The 17,017-nt window shown below is 73.4% G+C and carries 14 protein-coding genes, 2 rRNA genes and 1 pseudogene; 13 read left to right on the top strand and 4 right to left on the bottom strand.

The window, feature by feature from the left end; translation table 11 throughout:
* Together AR3_RS31865 and rrf are read left to right on the top strand one after the other, a co-directional pair.
* Nucleotides 1–120, top strand: a 23S ribosomal RNA gene (locus AR3_RS31865); the annotation flags it as partial.
* 86 nt (nt 121–206) lie between these two features.
* Nucleotides 207–323 (top strand): 5S ribosomal RNA (rrf, locus tag AR3_RS26470).
* A 385-nt stretch (nt 324–708) separates the two neighbouring features.
* Here rrf and AR3_RS26465 read toward each other — a convergent pair.
* Nucleotides 709–948, bottom strand: a complete 240-nt coding sequence (locus AR3_RS26465) for a hypothetical protein (protein ID WP_067917967.1) — start codon at nt 946–948, stop codon at nt 709–711.
* Between AR3_RS26465 and AR3_RS32440 the strand changes: the two genes are divergently transcribed.
* The gene (locus tag AR3_RS32440; RefSeq protein WP_174545488.1) at nt 937–2,160 is read left to right on the top strand and encodes a hypothetical protein; all 1,224 of its coding nucleotides are present in this window, start codon (nt 937–939) and stop codon (nt 2,158–2,160) included. The two genes, AR3_RS26465 and AR3_RS32440, sit on opposite strands and share 12 nt — an antisense overlap.
* A 134-nt stretch (nt 2,161–2,294) precedes the next feature.
* Nucleotides 2,295–3,467 carry an alkaline phosphatase PhoX gene (locus AR3_RS26455; protein ID WP_217998786.1) on the top strand — a complete coding sequence of 391 codons (1,173 nt, stop codon included), beginning with the start codon at nt 2,295–2,297 and terminating at the stop codon, nt 3,465–3,467.
* Nucleotides 3,468–3,774: 307 nt separating this feature from the next.
* Here the strand turns inward: AR3_RS26455 and AR3_RS26450 are convergent, their stop codons facing one another.
* Complete coding sequence (locus AR3_RS26450) at nt 3,775–4,707, bottom strand: MBL fold metallo-hydrolase (RefSeq protein ID WP_067917965.1); 933 nt, start codon at nt 4,705–4,707, stop codon at nt 3,775–3,777.
* 251 nt (nt 4,708–4,958) lie between these two features.
* Nucleotides 4,959–6,281, bottom strand: coding sequence for a DUF1015 family protein (locus tag AR3_RS26445; protein WP_083952057.1), 1,323 nt, complete (start codon nt 6,279–6,281; stop codon nt 4,959–4,961).
* A 72-nt stretch (nt 6,282–6,353) separates the two neighbouring features.
* Here AR3_RS26445 and AR3_RS26440 point away from each other — a divergent pair, with 72 nt between their 5' ends.
* From AR3_RS26440 to AR3_RS26430, 3 genes are all read left to right on the top strand, one after another.
* Nucleotides 6,354–6,809 (top strand): tetratricopeptide repeat protein, encoded by a 456-nt coding sequence (locus AR3_RS26440; protein ID WP_067917961.1) that lies wholly within the window; start codon nt 6,354–6,356, stop codon nt 6,807–6,809.
* A 46-nt stretch (nt 6,810–6,855) separates the two neighbouring features.
* On the top strand, nt 6,856–7,860 hold the full coding sequence (locus AR3_RS26435; protein ID WP_067917959.1) for an HAD-IIA family hydrolase: 1,005 nt from the start codon (nt 6,856–6,858) through the stop codon (nt 7,858–7,860).
* Nucleotides 7,861–8,358: 498 nt separating this feature from the next.
* The gene (locus AR3_RS26430) at nt 8,359–9,447 is read left to right on the top strand and encodes a glycerophosphodiester phosphodiesterase family protein (RefSeq protein ID WP_067917956.1); all 1,089 of its coding nucleotides are present in this window, start codon (nt 8,359–8,361) and stop codon (nt 9,445–9,447) included.
* A 39-nt stretch (nt 9,448–9,486) separates the two neighbouring features.
* On the opposite strand, the gene AR3_RS26425 is transcribed toward AR3_RS26430, so the two are convergent.
* The gene (locus AR3_RS26425; protein ID WP_067917954.1) at nt 9,487–9,828 is read right to left on the bottom strand and encodes an SCP2 sterol-binding domain-containing protein; all 342 of its coding nucleotides are present in this window, start codon (nt 9,826–9,828) and stop codon (nt 9,487–9,489) included.
* Nucleotides 9,829–9,941: 113 nt separating this feature from the next.
* On the opposite strand from AR3_RS26425, the gene AR3_RS31860 reads away from it, so the two are divergent.
* From AR3_RS31860 to AR3_RS26395, 6 genes and pseudogenes are all read left to right on the top strand, one after another.
* Complete coding sequence (locus AR3_RS31860; protein WP_067917952.1) at nt 9,942–10,310, top strand: hypothetical protein; 369 nt, start codon at nt 9,942–9,944, stop codon at nt 10,308–10,310.
* Nucleotides 10,307–11,116 carry a TlyA family RNA methyltransferase gene (locus tag AR3_RS31855; protein ID WP_067917950.1) on the top strand — a complete coding sequence of 270 codons (810 nt, stop codon included), beginning with the start codon at nt 10,307–10,309 and terminating at the stop codon, nt 11,114–11,116. Before AR3_RS31860 ends, AR3_RS31855 begins: the two co-directional genes overlap by 4 nt.
* A 259-nt stretch (nt 11,117–11,375) precedes the next feature.
* Nucleotides 11,376–12,242 (top strand): annotated as a pseudogene (locus tag AR3_RS26410) (NAD kinase); the annotation flags it as partial.
* Between the two features lie 342 nt (nt 12,243–12,584).
* A complete protein-coding gene (gene recN / locus AR3_RS26405) occupies nt 12,585–14,282 on the top strand; it encodes a DNA repair protein RecN (protein ID WP_067917969.1) in 1,698 nt (565 codons plus the stop codon).
* A 415-nt stretch (nt 14,283–14,697) separates the two neighbouring features.
* Nucleotides 14,698–15,933 (top strand): putative cytokinetic ring protein SteA, encoded by a 1,236-nt coding sequence (gene steA, locus AR3_RS26400; protein ID WP_067917948.1) that lies wholly within the window; start codon nt 14,698–14,700, stop codon nt 15,931–15,933.
* The gene (locus AR3_RS26395) at nt 15,930–16,883 is read left to right on the top strand and encodes a copper transporter (RefSeq protein ID WP_067917946.1); all 954 of its coding nucleotides are present in this window, start codon (nt 15,930–15,932) and stop codon (nt 16,881–16,883) included. Before steA ends, AR3_RS26395 begins: the two co-directional genes overlap by 4 nt.
* Nucleotides 16,884–17,017: the final 134 nt, after the last annotated feature.

Here is a 17,017-nt window from a genome sequence, read left to right as displayed (position 1 = left end):
CCCCAGGGCTTTGGTCTTGGGGGTAAGGCCTCCAGGAGATGACTGGGTTGATAGGCCGGGCATGGAAGCCAGGTGACTGGTGGAGTGGACCGGTACTAATAGGCCGAGTGGCTTGACACACATGGCTGCTGTTGGTGTTCGCGTCCCTGTGTGGTTCTCGGGGAGCAAACGGGAACCCGTTGTTGACAACAGGTTTTGTAGGTTTGTCCGGTGGTTATGGCGAAGGGGAAACACCCGGTCCCATTCCGAACCCGGTAGTTAAGCCCTTCAGCGCCGATGGTACTGCATGGGTGACTGTGTGGGAGAGTAGGACGCCGCCGGACACATATTTTCGGTCGAGGGCCGCCTCGGTGACGGGGCGGCCCTCGACGCATGTCTGGACCTGCCAAAATAGAATGCGAGGTCCAACCGACATCGAGAACTGTGACGGACGGGATGAGCGCGGAAGAGGACGGCCGCGGCGGTCACGACCGCGAGCGGCGCGACGAACGGCAGGGAAGGAACCGGGAACCGGGAACGCCTGCCGGTCGTGAGGACAGCCCTCGCGGCACCGAGGGATCGGGACAGCGCAACAGCGGCCCAACCTCACGGAAAGACACCGGCCGGAAAGGCCGTGACAGAGACCGGCGGAACCGCACGGTGCGCGACCGCCAGAACCGGCCCCAGGGGAAACGCGACGAACGTCGAAAGGATCGTCCGTTCAAGCGCTCAGAGGACCGTCGTCGGCCTGCGGGCGACAAACGAACCGAGCGCCGCGGTGCCGGCTCCGGCAAAGGACAGGACGAGCGCCGTACGCATCGACCCGCAGCGTCCCGGCACCTCGACACCCGCGGCAAGGACCGATTCGAGGACCGCGGCCACGACCGTGACCGCGCGGCCGACAGGCGGCGCGGCGCAGCCGGTCCGCAGCGCAAGCCCGGGCGAAAGCCCGTCGGCTTGTCCCGCCACAAGCGCGACAAGCTCGCCCGTCGTGAGACCGCCGCTCAGCGGCAGGACCAGGCGCCCAAGTACGACGAGCCCCCCGTGCCGGAGGACGTCAAGGGCAACGAGCTCGCCGCTGAAGTGCGCGCGGAGCTGCGTTCCCTGCCGAAAGACCTCGCGAGCCGCGTGTCCCGGCACCTGGTGATGGCGGGACGCCTCTCCGAGGACGACCCGCAGACCTCGTACCGCCACGCCAAGGCCGCCCGGCGGTTGGCGTCACGCGTCGGCATCGTGCGCGAGGCCGCGGGGCTCTCCGCCTACCGTGCGGGGGAGTGGGCCGAGGCCCTGGCGGAGCTGCGCGCCGCGCGCCGCCTGGGCGCGGGAGGCGACGCCTACCTGCCGGTCATGGCCGACTGCGAGCGGGGCCTGGGACGGCCGGAGCGCGCGCTCGACCTCATCAAGTCGGTGGAGGCCGGACGCCTCGACCAGGCGGCCGTGATCGAGCTGCGCATCGTCGAGTCGGGGGCGCGACGGGACCTGGGGCAGTACGACGCCGCGGTCGTCACCCTGCAGGTGCCGGAGCTGCAGGACCGGCGGTTGCGCCCCTGGTCGGCGCGGCTGTTCTACGCCTACGCCGACGCCCTGGTGGCGGCGGGGCGTTCCGACGAGGCGAGCGACTGGTTCGCCCGCGCCGCGGCGGCCGACCGGGAGGGAGAGACCGACGCGGCCGAGCGTTACGCGGAGCTGGAAGGCCTCCACATCATCGACACCGAGGAGGAGGGCTCCGACACGGAGTTCAGCGACGACTCCGAACGCCCCGTGCACACGACTGCGGACGACGCGACCGCCGACGAGAAGCCCAAGGACGTTTCCGAACCGGACGCGCCCTCGACCGGCGACGCCCACGAGCCCGTCGGGAACGCTGCAGAGCCGTCCGAGAAGGAGCCCGACGGCGGCGATGCCGCGCCGGCGACCGTCGACGCTCCGGAGATCGCCCCGGTGTTCCTGGAGCCCGTCGTCCCGGAGACCGCGTCCCAGGACAAGGACGAGGCGGCGTCCGCCCAGGACCTTCGCGCGGCGGCTGAGCCGAACGAGGAGGCGCCCGAGGCGGTGTTCCGGGAGCCGGTCGCGGAGCCCGAAGACCGCGACGGGGCGTCGGCCGGTGCCCAGGACGCCCCGGTCCGCCGTGACGGCCTCGTCGAGGACGGAGGAGAGCGGCGGGACGGATCCGACGGCTGACCGCACTCTGCCGGACCTCTTGACGGTGGCCTTCCTTCGCGCGATGTTCACAAGATCGTGGTCGTTCGGGGGTGCCGGTGTCACGTACCGGTGGTCCACTCCGCGTGAAGGTGAACGAGCGTGTGAGGAGCGCCATGCCGACGGGTCTGAACCGACGCACCTTCCTCCGTACGACCGCCGTCGCGGGTGGGACGGCCGCGTTCTCCGGCGTGCTGTGGCAGCGTGCCTTCGCCGCCGGTCCGGCGCAGCCCGGCGCGAGCCCGTACGGGCCGCTGCTCGCGCCGGACGGCAACGGCCTCCAGCTGCCGCAGGGGTTCACGAGCCGCGTCATCGCCCGGTCGATGCGGCGCGTGGAGGGCACCCGGTACACCTGGCATCCCGCGCCGGACGGCGGGGCCTGCTTCCCGGACGGCGACGGGTGGATCTATGTGAGCAACTCGGAGGTGCCCATCGTCGGAGGCGTGTCGGCCGTGCGGTTCGACGCGTCGGGACGGATCGTCTCGGCGTACCGCATCCTCAACGGCACGTCGCTGAACTGCGCCGGCGGCGCCACCCCGTGGGGGACGTGGCTGTCGTGCGAGGAACACGACCTCGGGCTGGTGCACGAGACCGACCCCAAGGGTGAGCGTTCCGCCCGGGCGCACCCGGCCATGGGACGGTTCAAGCACGAGGCGGCCGCCTGCGATCCGGACCGTCGGGTCGTGTACCTCACCGAGGACCAGCCGGACGGCTGCTTCTACCGGTTCCGGCCGTCCACCTGGGGGGATCTGTCGTCCGGAACCCTGGAGGTGCTGGTCGGATCCGGTACGGGCGCCGTCACCTGGGCGCGGGTGCCGAACCCGGAGATCTGGCTGACGCCGACGCGGGACCAAGTGCCGGGCGCCATGCGCTTCAACGGCGGCGAGGGCTGCTACTACACCGGCGGCGTCTGCTACTTCACCACGAAGGGCGACAACCGCGTCTGGGCGTACGACGCCGCCGCCGAGCGCCTGGACATCGCCTACGACGACGACCTCGTCACGACCGGGGAACCGCCGCTCGCGGGCGTCGACAACATCACCGGCGCGCGGTCGGGAGACCTGTACGTCGCCGAGGACGGCGACAACATGGAGATCAACGTGATCACGCCGGACGGCGTGGTCGCCCCGTTCCTGCGCGTCGTCGGCCACGACGAATCCGAGATCACCGGGCCGGCGTTCTCGCCCGACGGCACCCGCCTGTACTTCTCGTCCCAGCGGGGGAAGAGCGGGTTCGTCGCCGGGACGGACGGCTACACCTACGAGGTCACCGGACCGTTCCGCCGCTGAGAGCGCAGCCGATGCCGAGGGCACGCGCGGGCCGCCGCTGCGGCCGCGAACCCGCCCGTGCCCTCCTGCGCTGACTCGAGGCCGTCTCGCCGAACGGTCGGCGCACGACGCCTGCTGCGATCTGTTCCGCTCACTGCGGCCGGGCGCGGTCGCCCGCCTGCGTGCTCGCCCTCGGCACGGCCGAACCCGTCCGCCTTGATGAAGCGCTGGTGCGCGTACTCGAGCAGGAGGGCCAAGCCGGACCTTACAATGTCAAGGCGGCGGCTTCGAAGGCTGCGCGACGGCGGCGCCGAGCCGCTGGTCCGCGCTACTTGCTCAACGAATGCATGATGCCGGCGACGTTGCTCTCGGTGCTGCTGAGCACCTCGTACTTGGCGGCGAGCTCGGGGTCGGCGTCGTCGCGGGTGATGGCGTAGCGCTCCTTCGTCCGGTCGCGGACCATGGCGACGGCGTGGTCGAGGTCCAGCCCCTGGCCGTGCGCGTCGCGGACCGCGTCGACCCAGATCCGCAGCTCTTCCGCCGAACGCTCCAGCGTGTCGGTGACGTCCGAGACGGGGCCGTAGTGCGCGAACAGCAGCCGCTGCGGGCCCAGCGCCTGGAACTTGCGCAGCGAGTCCAACGCCGTGTCCAGGTCGAAGTCGGGAGGCGGCGTGGCGGGGCGCACATCCTTCGTCTCGGGGACGTAGATGCCCGCCGCGTCCCCCACGTACAGGTCGCCGGTCTGGGAGTCGATCAGCCCGACGTGATGCTTGGCGTGCCCGGGGGAGTAGTGGGATTCCAGCCTCCGTCCGCCCCCCAGGTCGATGACCCCGGTGTCCTCCACGGCGCGGATGCGTTCGGCCTCCGTGGGCTTGAGCTCGCCGAACAGGGTGTCCAATCGGTCCCCGTACACCATGCGCGCGCTGCGCATGAGCCGTTCCGGAGACGCCAGGTGCCGCGCGCCCTTCTCGTGGACGACGACCTCGGCCTGCGGATACATCCTGGCGATGTCGCCGACGCCGCCCGCGTGGTCGAGGTGGATGTGCGTGACGACCACGGTCGCCAGGTCGTTCGGGCCCACCCCGAGCTCGTCCAACGCCCGCTGGACCACCGGCGCCGACCCGGAGGTCCCCGGTTCGACCAGGCACGGGCGGTCGGACAGGATCAGATATCCCGCCGTGATGCCCGAGTAGCCCGCCATCCGGGTGTCGATCTCGTACACGTCGCCGCCCAGCGGCGTGATCGTCGTCGTGGTGTCCATGGGACGATCATCCCTCCGTGTCGTCCGGGTTATCCACAGTTTCGGCCCTCCCTTTCGCGTGCGTGCTCCGGGGGCGCCGCGCACCGGGCGAGCAAACAGACGGCCTGGTGGAGCGCGAGACGGCCGCCAGACGGCGCACCCGCCAAGGTGTCCTCAATCGCGTCGATGACGCGCGCCATGTACCGGCCGAACGCGGATCGCGACGATGCCCACCACTGCCGGGAACTCCGGACCGAAGTTTCACCCGTCCCTCATGTGGTGTGAAGGCGGAGGACCAGGCCGGTGCGGGGTTTGGGGCCGAAGGAGGTGGACTTGCGGGGGACGCGTTCGCCCTCCCCGGCGACGGCGAGGACGTCCTCGACCCGCAGCGGGTTGAGGATGACGGCGGTGCCGCCGGTGCGGCGAGCCCGGTCGATCGCCGCCGCCGGATCGTCGTGGACGATCTCGATGCTGCGGTCGTCCTCGGGAACGTGCCACACGTCCTCGATGAGCAGACGGTCGAGGACGGCGGTGTCGAGCCTGCGCCGGCGCGGCGAGTGATCGCAGGCCATCGCCCGGTCGAGGCGCCGCGGGTCGGGTTCGGTGAGCAGGTGCAGCCGATCCCCGCCGCCCAGCAGGTAGGCGGGGCGCGGGGCGTCGGCCAGGAGGGCGACGGCCTTGTCCAGGTCGTACGGCAGATCGGTGACGCGGAAGACCCGGGCGGCGTGCGCCACCGCGGTGGACGGCGGCACCGTGGGCAGGACGCGGTGGATGGCGCCGAGGTGCGGGGGGTAGCGCGTGGAGTCGACCAGCAGGGCCAGTCCGTGGTCCCACGGTCCGGGACCGTCCCCGGCGGCGTGGCGGCGGGCCTGCAGGGCGCGGTAGGTCGCGTACCGGTGGTGGCCGTCGGCGATCAGCGCCTGCCGGGGGCGGAGGTCCGCCGCGATGCGGGCGTGCAGGCGCGGGTCGGTGATGCGCCACAGGCGGTGGTCGAGCCCGTCGTCGCCGCGGAACGACAGCAGGGGCGTCCCGCGGGCGGTGTCGTCGACGATGTCGGCGGCCTCGCCGCCGCCCTCGTACACCAGGAAGATCGGTTCCAGGTCCGCCTTGACGGCGGTCATGAGGGCCAGGCGGTCGCGCACCGGGCCGGGGTAGACGTTCTCGTGGGGGAGGACGACCCGGTCCGCCTCCGCGCGGAGGGCCAGGGCGCCGATGAGCCCGCGTTGCAGCACCGTCCGGGCGTCGGCGACCTCGTAGACGTACAGGGCCGGCTCGGGGTCGATCGTGAGCGCGCCCTCGGCGAGCCAGTCGCGCAGCGTGTCGCGCGCCTGCTCCGGCGTGGGCGGCAGGATCAGCCGGACGATGTTGTGTCCGCCGCTGGCCAGCAGCCGCCGCACCTCGTCCGGGTCGATCAGGTCGTACGGCGGCGTGGTCACCTTCGCCAGGTCGCCGACGACCCCTGGGGCGAACCGCACGCCGCGGAACGGCGCCAGTTCCAGACCGCCGCCGGACGGCGGGTCCGCGGTACCGAAGACGCGTGCGCTGAACTCGTCGGCGTCCACGCCCGAGGGGAGATCGTCATCCACCGTGGGCATGCTAATCGGAGACGCTGCCTGGTCTGTCGCCGGGTACGGTCGAAGGGACCCGGAGCCCGAGGGGAGGTCCACATGGATGTACAAGGACCGCAGCGGCCGGACGATTCCCCGCAGGACGGCCCCGACGATGATCCCGACGGCCCGGACGGCGCCCCCGAAGGCGGCGTATACGAGTGGTACACGCGTGGTCTGAGCCTGTTGCGCTCGGGGAGCGCGGCGGCGGCCGTCCAGTTGCTGGCGCGCGCCGCGGACGCCGAGCCGACCTCGCGGTCGATCCGGGAGGCGTTGGCCCGCGCCCAGTTCGGGGCGCGGCGCTACAGCGACGCCGCCGACAGCTTCCGCTGGATCGTGGAGGCCGACCCCGCCGAGGACTACGCGCTGTTCGGGCTGGGCCTGTCGTTGAGCCGCCTCGGCGACTTCGAGGGCGCGGTGGAGTACCTGGCGCTCGCCGCGGCCATGCGCCCCGACAACAGGGACTACGCCAACGCGCTGCGCCATGCCCGGGCCACCCTCGCAGCCCGCGGATGACCGGCCCGTACCATCGGGCCGGAATCGTCCGAGCGGAAGGGACGCGATGAAGGGCTGTGACAGGCCGCTGTGCGAGGCGTACGACGTCGCGCTGCTCGACCTCGACGGTGTGGTCTACATCGGGCGCCGCCCGGTGCCCGGCGCGGCCGAGTCCTTGACCAAGGCGCGGGCCGCGGGGCAGAGGCTGGCGTTCGTCACCAACAACGCCTCCCGGACCCCCTCGGCGGTCGCGGCGCTGCTGACCGAGGTGGGCGTACCGGCGGAGCCCGGTGACGTGGTGACGTCCGCGCAGGCCGCGGCCCGGCTGCTGGCCGAACGCCTGCCGGCCGGGGCGCCGGTGCTGGTGGTGGGCGGCATGGGGCTGCGGCACGCCCTGTACGCCCAGGGGCTCCGCCCGGTGTCGTCCGCGTCCGAACGCCCTCTCGCGGTGGTGCAGGGGTACGACCCGCGGCTGTCGTACGACCTCATGGCCGAGGGGGCGAAGGCCGTCCGCGACGGCGCGTTGTTCGTCGTTTCCAACGGTGATCTGACCATCCCCGTGGCCTCCGGCGGCCAGCAGCCGGGCAACGGCGCGCTGATGGAGGTCATCCGCGCCGCGACAGGGGTGGATCCCATCGTGGCGGGCAAGCCGCACGGTCCTCTGCACCGCGAGTCGATCCTGCGCACCGGCGCGCGGCGGCCGCTGGTGGTGGGCGACCGGCTCGACACCGACATCGAAGGCGCCCACCACGGCGGCGCCGACAGCCTGCTGGTCCTGACCGGCGTGACGGACCCGCTCACCGCCCTGACCGCGCCGCCCGACCGCCGCCCCACCTACCTGGCGCCGGACCTGACCGGGCTGCTCGTCCCCCATCCGCCCGCCGCGCGTTCCGGTGATCGTTTCGAGTGCGCGGGGTGGACGGCCCGTTGGACGGGCGACACGGTCGAGCTGACCGGTGGCGGCGACCCCTACGACGGCCTGCGCGCGTTGGCGGCCGCCGCCTGGAGCACCAAGGACCCTGTGAGCCCTGAGGCCGTCGTCGACGCTCTCAAGCACCTCAACCTGGACTGACCGGGGCTCTCTTCTGCCGCCCCACTCGCCGCGGCGTAAAACGCCCAGTACCTCCATGTAAGACACGCCGCGCTGTGAGCAGGGGACAGGGGCACGATGGGCACCCGGCGATCGAGCGAATGCGCATGCCGGCGGAGACGAGGGCCTGTCGCGGTTTGTCGCAGTCGGTCGGTGCCTTGTTTGGTCGGTGCCTTGTTCGGTGCGGCTTGCCGAAGGGCCTGGCGGAGAACACAGTCGTCTACGTGAGGCGGCCGCATGTGGCGACGGCGGGGTCGAGGTCTGGTGCCTGGCCGTGCGCGTCGCGGATGCTGTCGGCCCAGATCCGCAGCTCTTCCGCCGAAGGCGGAGGGGCGGGGCTCTATGGGCGGTGAGCGTGGTTTGTTCTCGTCAGGGCCACTGGTCGTTCGTCTCGCTCTCACCAGGCGCACCCGGGGGCGTCGCAACGTGTCCCGCGGGCCGTCGTACGGCCCAGCAGGACGGAAGGAAAGCGAGACGGAAATGAGCAGATGGCGCCGTGTCGTCCTCGGGGCGGCGGTTGCGGGCGCGCTCACGGTGACGGCGGCGGGGCCCGCGCACGCCGCGGTGGCCTCCGCGCCGGTCGCGTCCGGGGCGTGGTCCGGCCACGGGCATCGGGTGTTCGACCTGCAGGCCCACCGCGGCGGGCTGGGGCTGGTGGTGGAGAGCACGCTGCCCGCCTTCGCCAACGCGCTGCGGCTCGGCGTGAGCACGCTGGAGCTCGACGTGCAGATCACTGAGGACGGGCACGCCGTGGTGACCCACGACCGCCGTGTGGACGGCCGCAAGTGCCAGGACACCGGGCCCGCCGCACCGGGCGACCCCGAATACCCCTATGTCGGCAAGTACGTCAACACGCTGACGCTGAAGCAGGTCCGCACGCTGGACTGCGGTTCGCGGACGCTGCCGGAGCATCCTGGACAGCGGCCCGCGCCCGGTGCCCGGATGCCGTTGCTGCGCGAGGTGTTCGGGCTCGTCCACCGGTACCGGGCGTACGGCGTGAAGTTGAACGTGGAGACCAAGGTGGAGGCCGGGGCGCCCGCCGAGACCGCGCCGCGCGAGCAGTTCGTCCAGGTCACCGTGCGCGAGGTGCGGCGGGCGCGGATGCTGCGGCAGGTGACGATCCAGAGCTTCGACTGGGGCGCGCTGATGCGCATGCGCCGGGTCGAGCCGAGACTGCCGCTGGTCGCGCTGACCAACGACGACTTCCTGCAGGTCGGGCAGCCGGGCAGGTCGCCGTGGCTGGGCGGCATCGACATCGACGACTTCGGCGGCGACCCGCTGCGGGCGGTCAAGTCGTTCGGCGCCTCGGCGTTCTCGCCCGTCCACGGCTTCCCGCAGGACGGCAAGGTCGCCGACCCCGGCTACCGCCCGTACGTCACCGAGGCGATGGTGAAGAAGGCGCACCGGCTCGGCCTCAAGGTGATCCCCTGGACGGTGGACGACCCGGCGACCATGAACAAGCTCATCGACGACGGCGTGGACGGCATCATCACCGACTATCCCGACCGCCTGCGCGCCGTCATGGCCGAACGCGGCCTCAAGCTGCCCCGGCCCTACAGGGCGCGCTGACCCCGTCCGCCCGCGGCGCGGCCCCGCCGCGGGCGGACGTCACAGCAGCTTGCGCAGGCGCAGCAGGTCGAACAGGCTCGCCTCCACCTTCAGCCGGCCGCTGGTGAACGCCCGGGCGGGATGCAGCTCGTCGTTGGCGAGCGCCACGAGGTCGTCGCTGCGCACCGTGATCCGCACCTGGGCGGCCGTGGGGTCGTCGGTGGGCTCGAACGGATCCAGCCCGCCGGCGTGGATCCGGGAGCGGTAGGCGACCTTCAGGTCGGGAATGCGGCAGCTGATCGTGCGTTCCACGACGTGCTCGGCGAGCTGGTCCTCGTCCACCTCCGCCAGCCGCCGGGTGATCCGCCCGAGCGCCGCCCGGCACTCCTCCTCGTTCGCCATGGTCAGGCCGTTCCCCGTTCGATCGGCAACGATGTCGTGTAGGGACGGTAGCGTTCTGACAGAGCGGAGGCGACCCGCGGTCGGCGCGGTCGGGGTCTTCTTGGAGGTTTCAGGTGGTGTCTGGCGAGGCCGTGGGGCAGCCCGTGGGCGAGGCGGCGGACGAGCCCGTGGAGCCCGGCGCCCCCGCCGCCGGGGCGGGGGTTCCCGAGGCGGTCGTGCCCGCGGGGCCGCCGCCGGAGCCGACCGGCGATCCGCGCGTCGATCTCGTGCTGCGGCGCCTGACGGAGCTGGACGGCACGCCCGTGTCGCGGCATGTGGAGGTCTTCCAGGACGTCCACCGGCGCCTGCAGGACCTGCTCGCGTCGGCCGACGAGCCCGAGGACGCCGGGCCGCCGGTGCCGCGGCCGCCCCTGCCGCGCCGGCCGGACCCGGGCGGCGTCCCGCCCCGCGGCGGCGCGACGGCTCCGGGCGGGCGGCCGTGAAGCGCCGCAGGCTGGACGCCGAGCTCGTGCGCCGGGGGCTGGCGCGTTCGCGGGAGCACGCGGGACGGCTCATCGCCGAGGGCCGGGTGCGAGTCGGCGGCCGTGTCGCCGCCAAGGCGGCCACCCAGGTCGACCCGGCCGCCGCGGTGGTCGTCGACACCGGCGACGCCGGTCCCGAGTACGTCTCGCGCGGCGGGCACAAGCTGGCGGGCGCGCTGGAGGCGTTCTCCGAGCTGAAGGTGGCGGGGCGGCGCTGCCTGGACGCGGGCGCGTCCACCGGCGGCTTCACCGATGTGCTGCTGCGGGCCGGCGCCGCGCACGTGTACGCGGTGGACGTCGGGTACGGGCAGCTGGCCTGGTCGCTGCGCACCGACGACCGCGTCACCGTGCTCGAGCAGGTCAACGTCCGGAACCTGACCCCCGAGATGCTGGGCGCCCCGGACGTCCCGCCGCCGGACCTGGTGGTGGCCGACCTGTCGTTCATCTCGCTGCGGCTGGTGCTGGAGCCGATCAAGCGCTGCGTCGCGCCCGGCGCCGACTACGCGCTGATGGTCAAGCCGCAGTTCGAGGTGGGGAAGGACCGCGTCGGCGCGGGCGGCGTGGTGCGCGACCCGGCGCTGCGCGCCGAGGCCGTCCGGGACGTCGCCGGGCACGCCGCCGAGCTGGGCCTCGGCGTGGCGGGGGTCGTCGCCAGCCCGCTTCCGGGACCGTCGGGGAACGTGGAGTACTTCCTGTGGCTGCGCGCGGGCGCGCCCCCGCTGGACGAGGCGGCCCTCGAGAAGGCGATCGCCGAAGGGCCGCAGTGATCTCGCCCCGGTCGGCGCGGCGGGATCGGCCCCGGTCACGGACGGGGCGGCGCCGATCGGGCGCGGACGACCGGTGCGGGACGCCGCGACGCCGGGCACGATCCGGGGTGCGGGGCCGTGGCGGCCGGGAACGCGGAGACGGCCCCGGGCGGTGGCAGAACGCGGCAGACTGGGGCGATGCGGGCATGGCACGTGACGCGGGCAACGGGGCCCGCGGCCCGGTGACGCGACCCTGGGAGGGCGTTTGAGCAAGAGATCGGTGCTGGTGGTGGCGCATACCGGGCGGCCGGAGGCGGTCCGCAGCGCCCACCTGGTCATCAACCGGCTCAGCGAGGCGGGCATCGCGGTGCGGGTCCTCGACAGCGAGGCCGAGGAGCTCGGCTGCGTCGGCGTGGAGGTCATGCCGCGCACCGCCGCGGCCGCCGAGGACGCCGAGGTGGTGATCGTGCTCGGCGGGGACGGGACCCTGCTGCGCGCCGCCGATCTGGCCCGCGAGGCGGGGACGCCGCTGCTGGGGGTCAACCTCGGCCACGTGGGGTTCCTGGCCGAGGCCGAGCGCGACGACCTCACCAACACCGTGGACCGCGTCGTCGCCCGCCGCTACGACGTCGAGGAGCGCATGACCATCGACGTGGTGGTGCGCCGCAACGGCGGCGTGACCGACACCACCTGGGCGCTCAACGAGGCCACCGTGGAGAAGGCCGAGCGGGAGCGGATGCTGGAGGTCGTCGCGGAGATCGACGGGCGGCCGCTGTCGCAGTGGGGCTGCGACGGGGTGGTGTGCGCCACGCCCACGGGGTCCACCGCCTACGCCTTCTCGGCGGGCGGCCCGGTGGTGTGGCCGGAGGTCGAGGCGATGATGGTCGTGCCGATCAGCGCGCACGCGCTGTTCGCCCGGCCGCTGGTCGTCTCGCCGCGGTCGGTGGTGGCGGTCGAGGTGCTGCCGGACACGCCCCGCGCGGTGCTGTGGTGCGACGGGCGCCGCACGGTCGGGCTGCCGCCGGGGGCGCGGGTCGAGGTCCGGCGGGGCGCGGAGCCGGTACGGCTGGCGCGCCTCCACCAGACCCCGTTCACCGACCGGCTGGTCAACAAGTTCGGGCTGCCGGTCACCGGCTGGCGCGGCCGTCCCCCGCAGCCCGCCCCGCCCGCCAACACGGAGATGGGCACCGAGCTGACCCGGATGCGCGCCCAGCCCTCGACGGGCCCGCACCGTTCCGGGACCGGACGTACGACGCACGACACGCACGACATGCACGACACCCACGACACGGACGAACAGGCGGAAAAGTGATGTGATAGGACTCCGCGTGCTCGCGGAGCGAGCGGTTGGCGGCGCCCGCCTCGTCGCGCCCGCCGTCGCGGGGCCGTCGCGCGGACGGCCCGGCCGGCGGCGGGGACGATAATCTCACCGGCGAGGCTCCGAAACCGGGATCTGTGGATGCGAGGGGTTGTGACGCTGGTGCGTCCGATGGTCGATGAGGTGCGGATCCAGGGCCTCGGCGTGATCGACGAGGCCGTGCTCGATCTGTCCCCGGGGTTCAACGTCGTCACCGGAGAGACCGGGGCGGGCAAGACCATGGTGGTCACCAGCCTGGGCCTGCTGTTCGGCGGGCGCGCCGACCCCCAGCGGGTCCGGCCCGGCGCGTCCCGCGCCACCATCGAGGGCCGCATCGTCGTCGACCCGGGCGGCCGGGTGGCGGACCGGGTGGAGGAGGCCGGCGGCGAGCTCGACGACGGCGTCCTGATCATCAGCCGGTCGGTGTCGGCCGAGGGCCGGTCGCGGGCCCATCTGGGCGGCCGGTCCGTGCCGGTCAGCACGCTGATCACGCTCGCCGACGACCTGGTGGCCGTGCACGGCCAGTCCGACCAGCAGCGGCTGCTGCAGCCCGGGCGGCAGCGCGCCGCCCTCGACCGCTACGCCGGCGCCGCGCTGACCGCGCCGCTGCGCGCCTACACCGCCACCTACCAGCGTCACCGCGAGGTGACCGCGCTGCTGGAGGAGCTGACCACCCGGGCGCGCGAACGCGCCAACGAGGCCGAGATGCTGCGGTTCGGCCTCGAGGAGATCGAGAAGGTCGACCCCAAGCCCGGCGAGGACGCCGAGCTGGCCGCCGAGGAGGAGCGGCTGGCGCACGCCGACGCGCTGCGCGGCGCCGCCACCGCCGCGCACGAGGCGCTGCTGGGCGATCCGGACGCCGTGATCGAGGCCGCCAACGTCGTGGGCCTGCTCGGGCAGGCCCGCAACGCGCTGGAGGCGGTGCGCGACCACGACCCGGCCCTGGCCGGGCTCGCCGACCGGCTCGCCGAGGCCGGCTACCTGGTGTCGGACGTGGGCACCGAGCTGGCCGCCTACGGCGAGTCCGTGGACGCCGACCCGGCGCGGCTGGCCGCCGTCCAGGAGCGGCGGGCCGAGCTGGCCGCGCTGACCCGCAAGTACGGCCAGACCATCGACGAGGTCCTGGAATGGGCGCGCCGCTCGGCCGCGCGGCTCGCCGAGCTGGAGGGCGACGACCAGCGCATCGAGCGGCTGCGCGCCGAGCACGCCGAGCTGTCGGAGCGGCTGGCGGCGCAGGCGGCCGAGCTGACCGCGGTCCGCGCCGACGCCGCCGAGCGGTTCTCGCGGGCGGTCACCGAGGAGCTGACCGCCCTGGCCATGCCGCACGCCCGCGTCGAGGTCGCCGTCACCCCGACCGGCGAGTACGGGCCGTACGGCGCCGACGAGGTCGAGCTGCGGCTCGCCCCGCATCCCGGCGCCCCGGCGCTGCCGCTGCACAAGGGCGCCTCCGGCGGCGAGCTGTCGCGGGTCATGCTGGCGATCGAGGTGGTGTTCGCCGGCGCCGACCCCGTGCCGACGTTCGTGTTCGACGAGGTCGACGCGGGCGTCGGAGGCAAGGCGGCGGTGGAGATCGGGCGGCGGCTGGCGCGGCTGGCGCGCAACGCCCAGGTGATCGTGGTGACCCACCTGCCGCAGGTGGCGGCGTTCGCCGACCAGCACCTGCTGGTGGAGAAGGCCGACGACGGGTCGGTCACCCGCAGCGGCGTCACCGTCCTGGACCGCGAGGGGCGCGTGCGGGAGCTGTCGCGCATGCTGGCGGGCCTGGAGGACTCCGAGCTGGGGCGCGCGCACGCCGAGGAGCTCCTCCAGATGGCCGCGCGGGAACGCTGAGCCGCACCCGGCAACGCCACCGCACCCTTCTGAGCTGGTTCCACCGCGGTTCTGCTCGCCTTTGATGCGGTTCGTCCGAGACACGCGCGGACGGCAGTGGTTCACCGCGGCACATGATGTTCATGCGTGTCGTCCGGTTTTTCCGGGTAATTCGCAGGTGATCGGCGTGGCACCGTCGCGGTGATCGAGTAGTCTGCGCACTGGACGCGGGGTGCGCGAAGGCGCGCCGCGCGCCTGACGAGCGGCGCGTTCGCGGGCGCGGTCCGCGGGAGGACGCGCCCGGCGGCGCCCCGGCGGTCGTCCGCGGTCCGGCGCGGCGGAACGCGGCGGTGAACGCGGACGGTGAACGAACCGACACGATCGGACGCTTGTCGTTACAGGTGTCGGTTCCCGTGCTCTGGCAGGATGTCTTGCGATGAACGACTCTCCGACCACCGCGCGCCGCGTCCGGCTGTCCCAGCGGCTGCCGCGGCGCGTGCTCGCCCTGGGCCGCGGGCGCGAGGACGACCGCGCCGGGGTCGGCGGCGTCGCCCGGCTCGACCGCCGCACCAAGAACCTCACCAAGCGGCTGCAGCCCGGCGAGGTCGCCGTGATCGACCACGTCGACCTGGACCGGGTCAGCGCGGAGGCCCTGGTGTCGTGCGGGGTGGCCGCGGTCGTCAACGTGGCGCCCAGCATCTCCGGCCGCTACCCGAACATGGGGCCGCAGATCCTGGTGGAGGCGGGCATCCCGCTGATCGACGACGTCGGCCCGGAGATCTTCGCCAAGCTGCGCGAGGGCGAGCGGGTGCGGGTCGAGGACGCCGTGGTGTACCGCGGCGACGAAGTGATCGCCAAGGGCACCGTGCAGACCGCCGAGACCGTCGAGGCCGCGATGGTCGAGGCCAAGGCGGGCCTGGCGCACCAGCTGGAGGCGTTCGCCGCCAACACCATGGAGTACATGCGGCGCGAACGCGACCTGCTCATCGACGGGGTCGGCGTGCCCGACGTCAAGACCCCGATCGAGGGGCGGCACGCGCTGATCGTGGTGCGCGGCTACCACTACCGCGAGGACCTCGCCACGCTGCGTCCCTACATCCGCGAGTACCGTCCGGTGCTCATCGGGGTGGACGGCGGCGCCGACGCGCTGCTGGAGGCCGGCTACCGGCCCGACATGATCGTCGGGGACATGGACTCGGTGTCCGACGAGGCGCTGACCTGCGGCGCGGAGATCGTCGTGCACGCCTACCGGGACGGCCGCGCGCCCGGCCTCAAGCGGGTCACCGAGCTCGGCCGCGACGCGGTGGTGTTCCCCGCCACCGCCACCAGCGAGGACATCGCCATGCTGCTGGCCGACGACAAGGGCGCCTCGCTGATCGTGGCGGTCGGCACGCACGCCAACATGGTGGAGTTCCTGGACAAGGGCCGCGCCGGGATGGCCAGCACGTGGCTGACCCGGCTGCGGCTGGGCAGCAAGCTGGTGGACGCCAAGGGCGTCAGCCGCCTGTACCGCAGCCGCATCTCCACCTCCTCGCTGCTGTTCCTGGTGCTGGGGGCGTTCATCGCCATGACCACCGCCGTGATCATGTCGCCGGCCGGGGAGATCATCCGTCCCCTGCTGGCCGACCGCTGGCACGCGTTCCTCTTCTGGCTGACCGGACTGTTCACGTGATCGATTTCCGCTACCACCTCGTCTCCATCGTCGCCGTGTTCCTGGCGCTGGCGCTCGGCATCATCCTGGGCTCGACCACGCTGTCGCAGTCGGTGACCGCCGAGCTGAAGAAGCAGGCGAGCGACGCGGCCCGCAACAGCCAGCAGCTGCGCCAGGAGCAGCGCCGGCTGGAGGCCCAGCGCGACGGCGAGGAGCAGTTCGCCCAGACGCTCGCCGCCGAGCTGGTCGCCGACCGGCTCAAGGGCCAGTCGGTGGTGCTCGTCGAGACCCCCGGCGCCAGCAACGACAGCATCGAGCAGCTCGGCGAGCTCGCCAAGGCCGCGGGCGCCACCGTCACCGGCCGGGTCACCATCCAGAAGAAGTTCCTGGACGACGACCAGGTCGGCACCGTCGACGAGCTGGCCGCCCAGCTGCGGCCCGAGGCCGCCGCGGCGCCCGACGGGGGTCCCTACGACCGGGCCGGCGCCGTGCTGGCCAGCGCCCTGGTCACCCGGGACCCGGCCCGCAGCGGCCGCGAGGACACCGAGGGCGGCGCCGTGCTCAACGCGTTCCGGCAGGCCGGCTACCTGACCACCACCGGCCGGCCCGGCCAGCACGCCACCCTCGCCGTCGTCGTCGCGCCGTCCACCCCGTACCAGTACGAGGGCGCCGACGCCGACAACCGGGCGCTGATCTCGCTGGCGGCCGCGCTGGACGGCGCGGGCCGCGGCGCCGTGGTCGGCGGGCCGTCCACCGCCGCCCAGGAGGGCGGGCTGATCGCCGCGCTGCGCGACTCCGACGTCCGCAAGAACGTCTCGTCGATCGACATGGTCGACACCGCGTCCGGCCGGGTGGTGGCGGTGCTGGCGCTGCAGAACGAGATCGCCGGCAAGTCCGGCCAGTACGGGACCGGGTCGGGCGTGAGCGGCTACCTGCCCTCCCCGGTGCCCTCCGCGAGCAAGAGCGGGTGAGGAACGGGTGAGCCCCATTGACCCCGAGTGAGAAGAGCCCCACTGCCATGACACCGACGACACGCCGCGCCCCCGGCGGGACGCTCCGCGCGGCCGCCCGCGCGCTGGCGGGCGCCGCGCTGGGCGCCGTCGCC

The sequence above is a fragment of the Actinomadura rubrobrunea NBRC 15275 genome, assembly GCF_001552235.1.
Lineage (GTDB): Bacteria > Actinomycetota > Actinomycetes > Streptosporangiales > Streptosporangiaceae > Spirillospora > Spirillospora viridilutea.
The sequence above is the reverse complement of the archived record's forward strand: the minus strand, read 5'-3'. Positions and strand labels throughout refer to the sequence as shown.

What these genes read in the sequence shown, in the direction of transcription:
- AR3_RS26455 (WP_217998786.1), top strand. Translation starts at nt 2,295, where the DNA reads ATGCCGACGGGTCTGAACCGACGCACCTTCCTCCGTACGACCGCCGTC.
- AR3_RS26450 (WP_067917965.1), bottom strand. Translation starts at nt 4,707, where the DNA reads ATGGACACCACGACGACGATCACGCCGCTGGGCGGCGACGTGTACGAG.
- AR3_RS26445 (WP_083952057.1), bottom strand. Translation starts at nt 6,281, where the DNA reads ATGCCCACGGTGGATGACGATCTCCCCTCGGGCGTGGACGCCGACGAG.
- AR3_RS26440 (WP_067917961.1), top strand. Translation starts at nt 6,354, where the DNA reads ATGGATGTACAAGGACCGCAGCGGCCGGACGATTCCCCGCAGGACGGC.
- AR3_RS26435 (WP_067917959.1), top strand. Translation starts at nt 6,856, where the DNA reads ATGAAGGGCTGTGACAGGCCGCTGTGCGAGGCGTACGACGTCGCGCTG.
- AR3_RS26430 (WP_067917956.1), top strand. Translation starts at nt 8,359, where the DNA reads ATGAGCAGATGGCGCCGTGTCGTCCTCGGGGCGGCGGTTGCGGGCGCG.
- AR3_RS26425 (WP_067917954.1), bottom strand. Translation starts at nt 9,828, where the DNA reads ATGGCGAACGAGGAGGAGTGCCGGGCGGCGCTCGGGCGGATCACCCGG.
- recN (WP_067917969.1), top strand. Translation starts at nt 12,585, where the DNA reads ATGGTCGATGAGGTGCGGATCCAGGGCCTCGGCGTGATCGACGAGGCC.
- steA (WP_067917948.1), top strand. Translation starts at nt 14,698, where the DNA reads ATGAACGACTCTCCGACCACCGCGCGCCGCGTCCGGCTGTCCCAGCGG.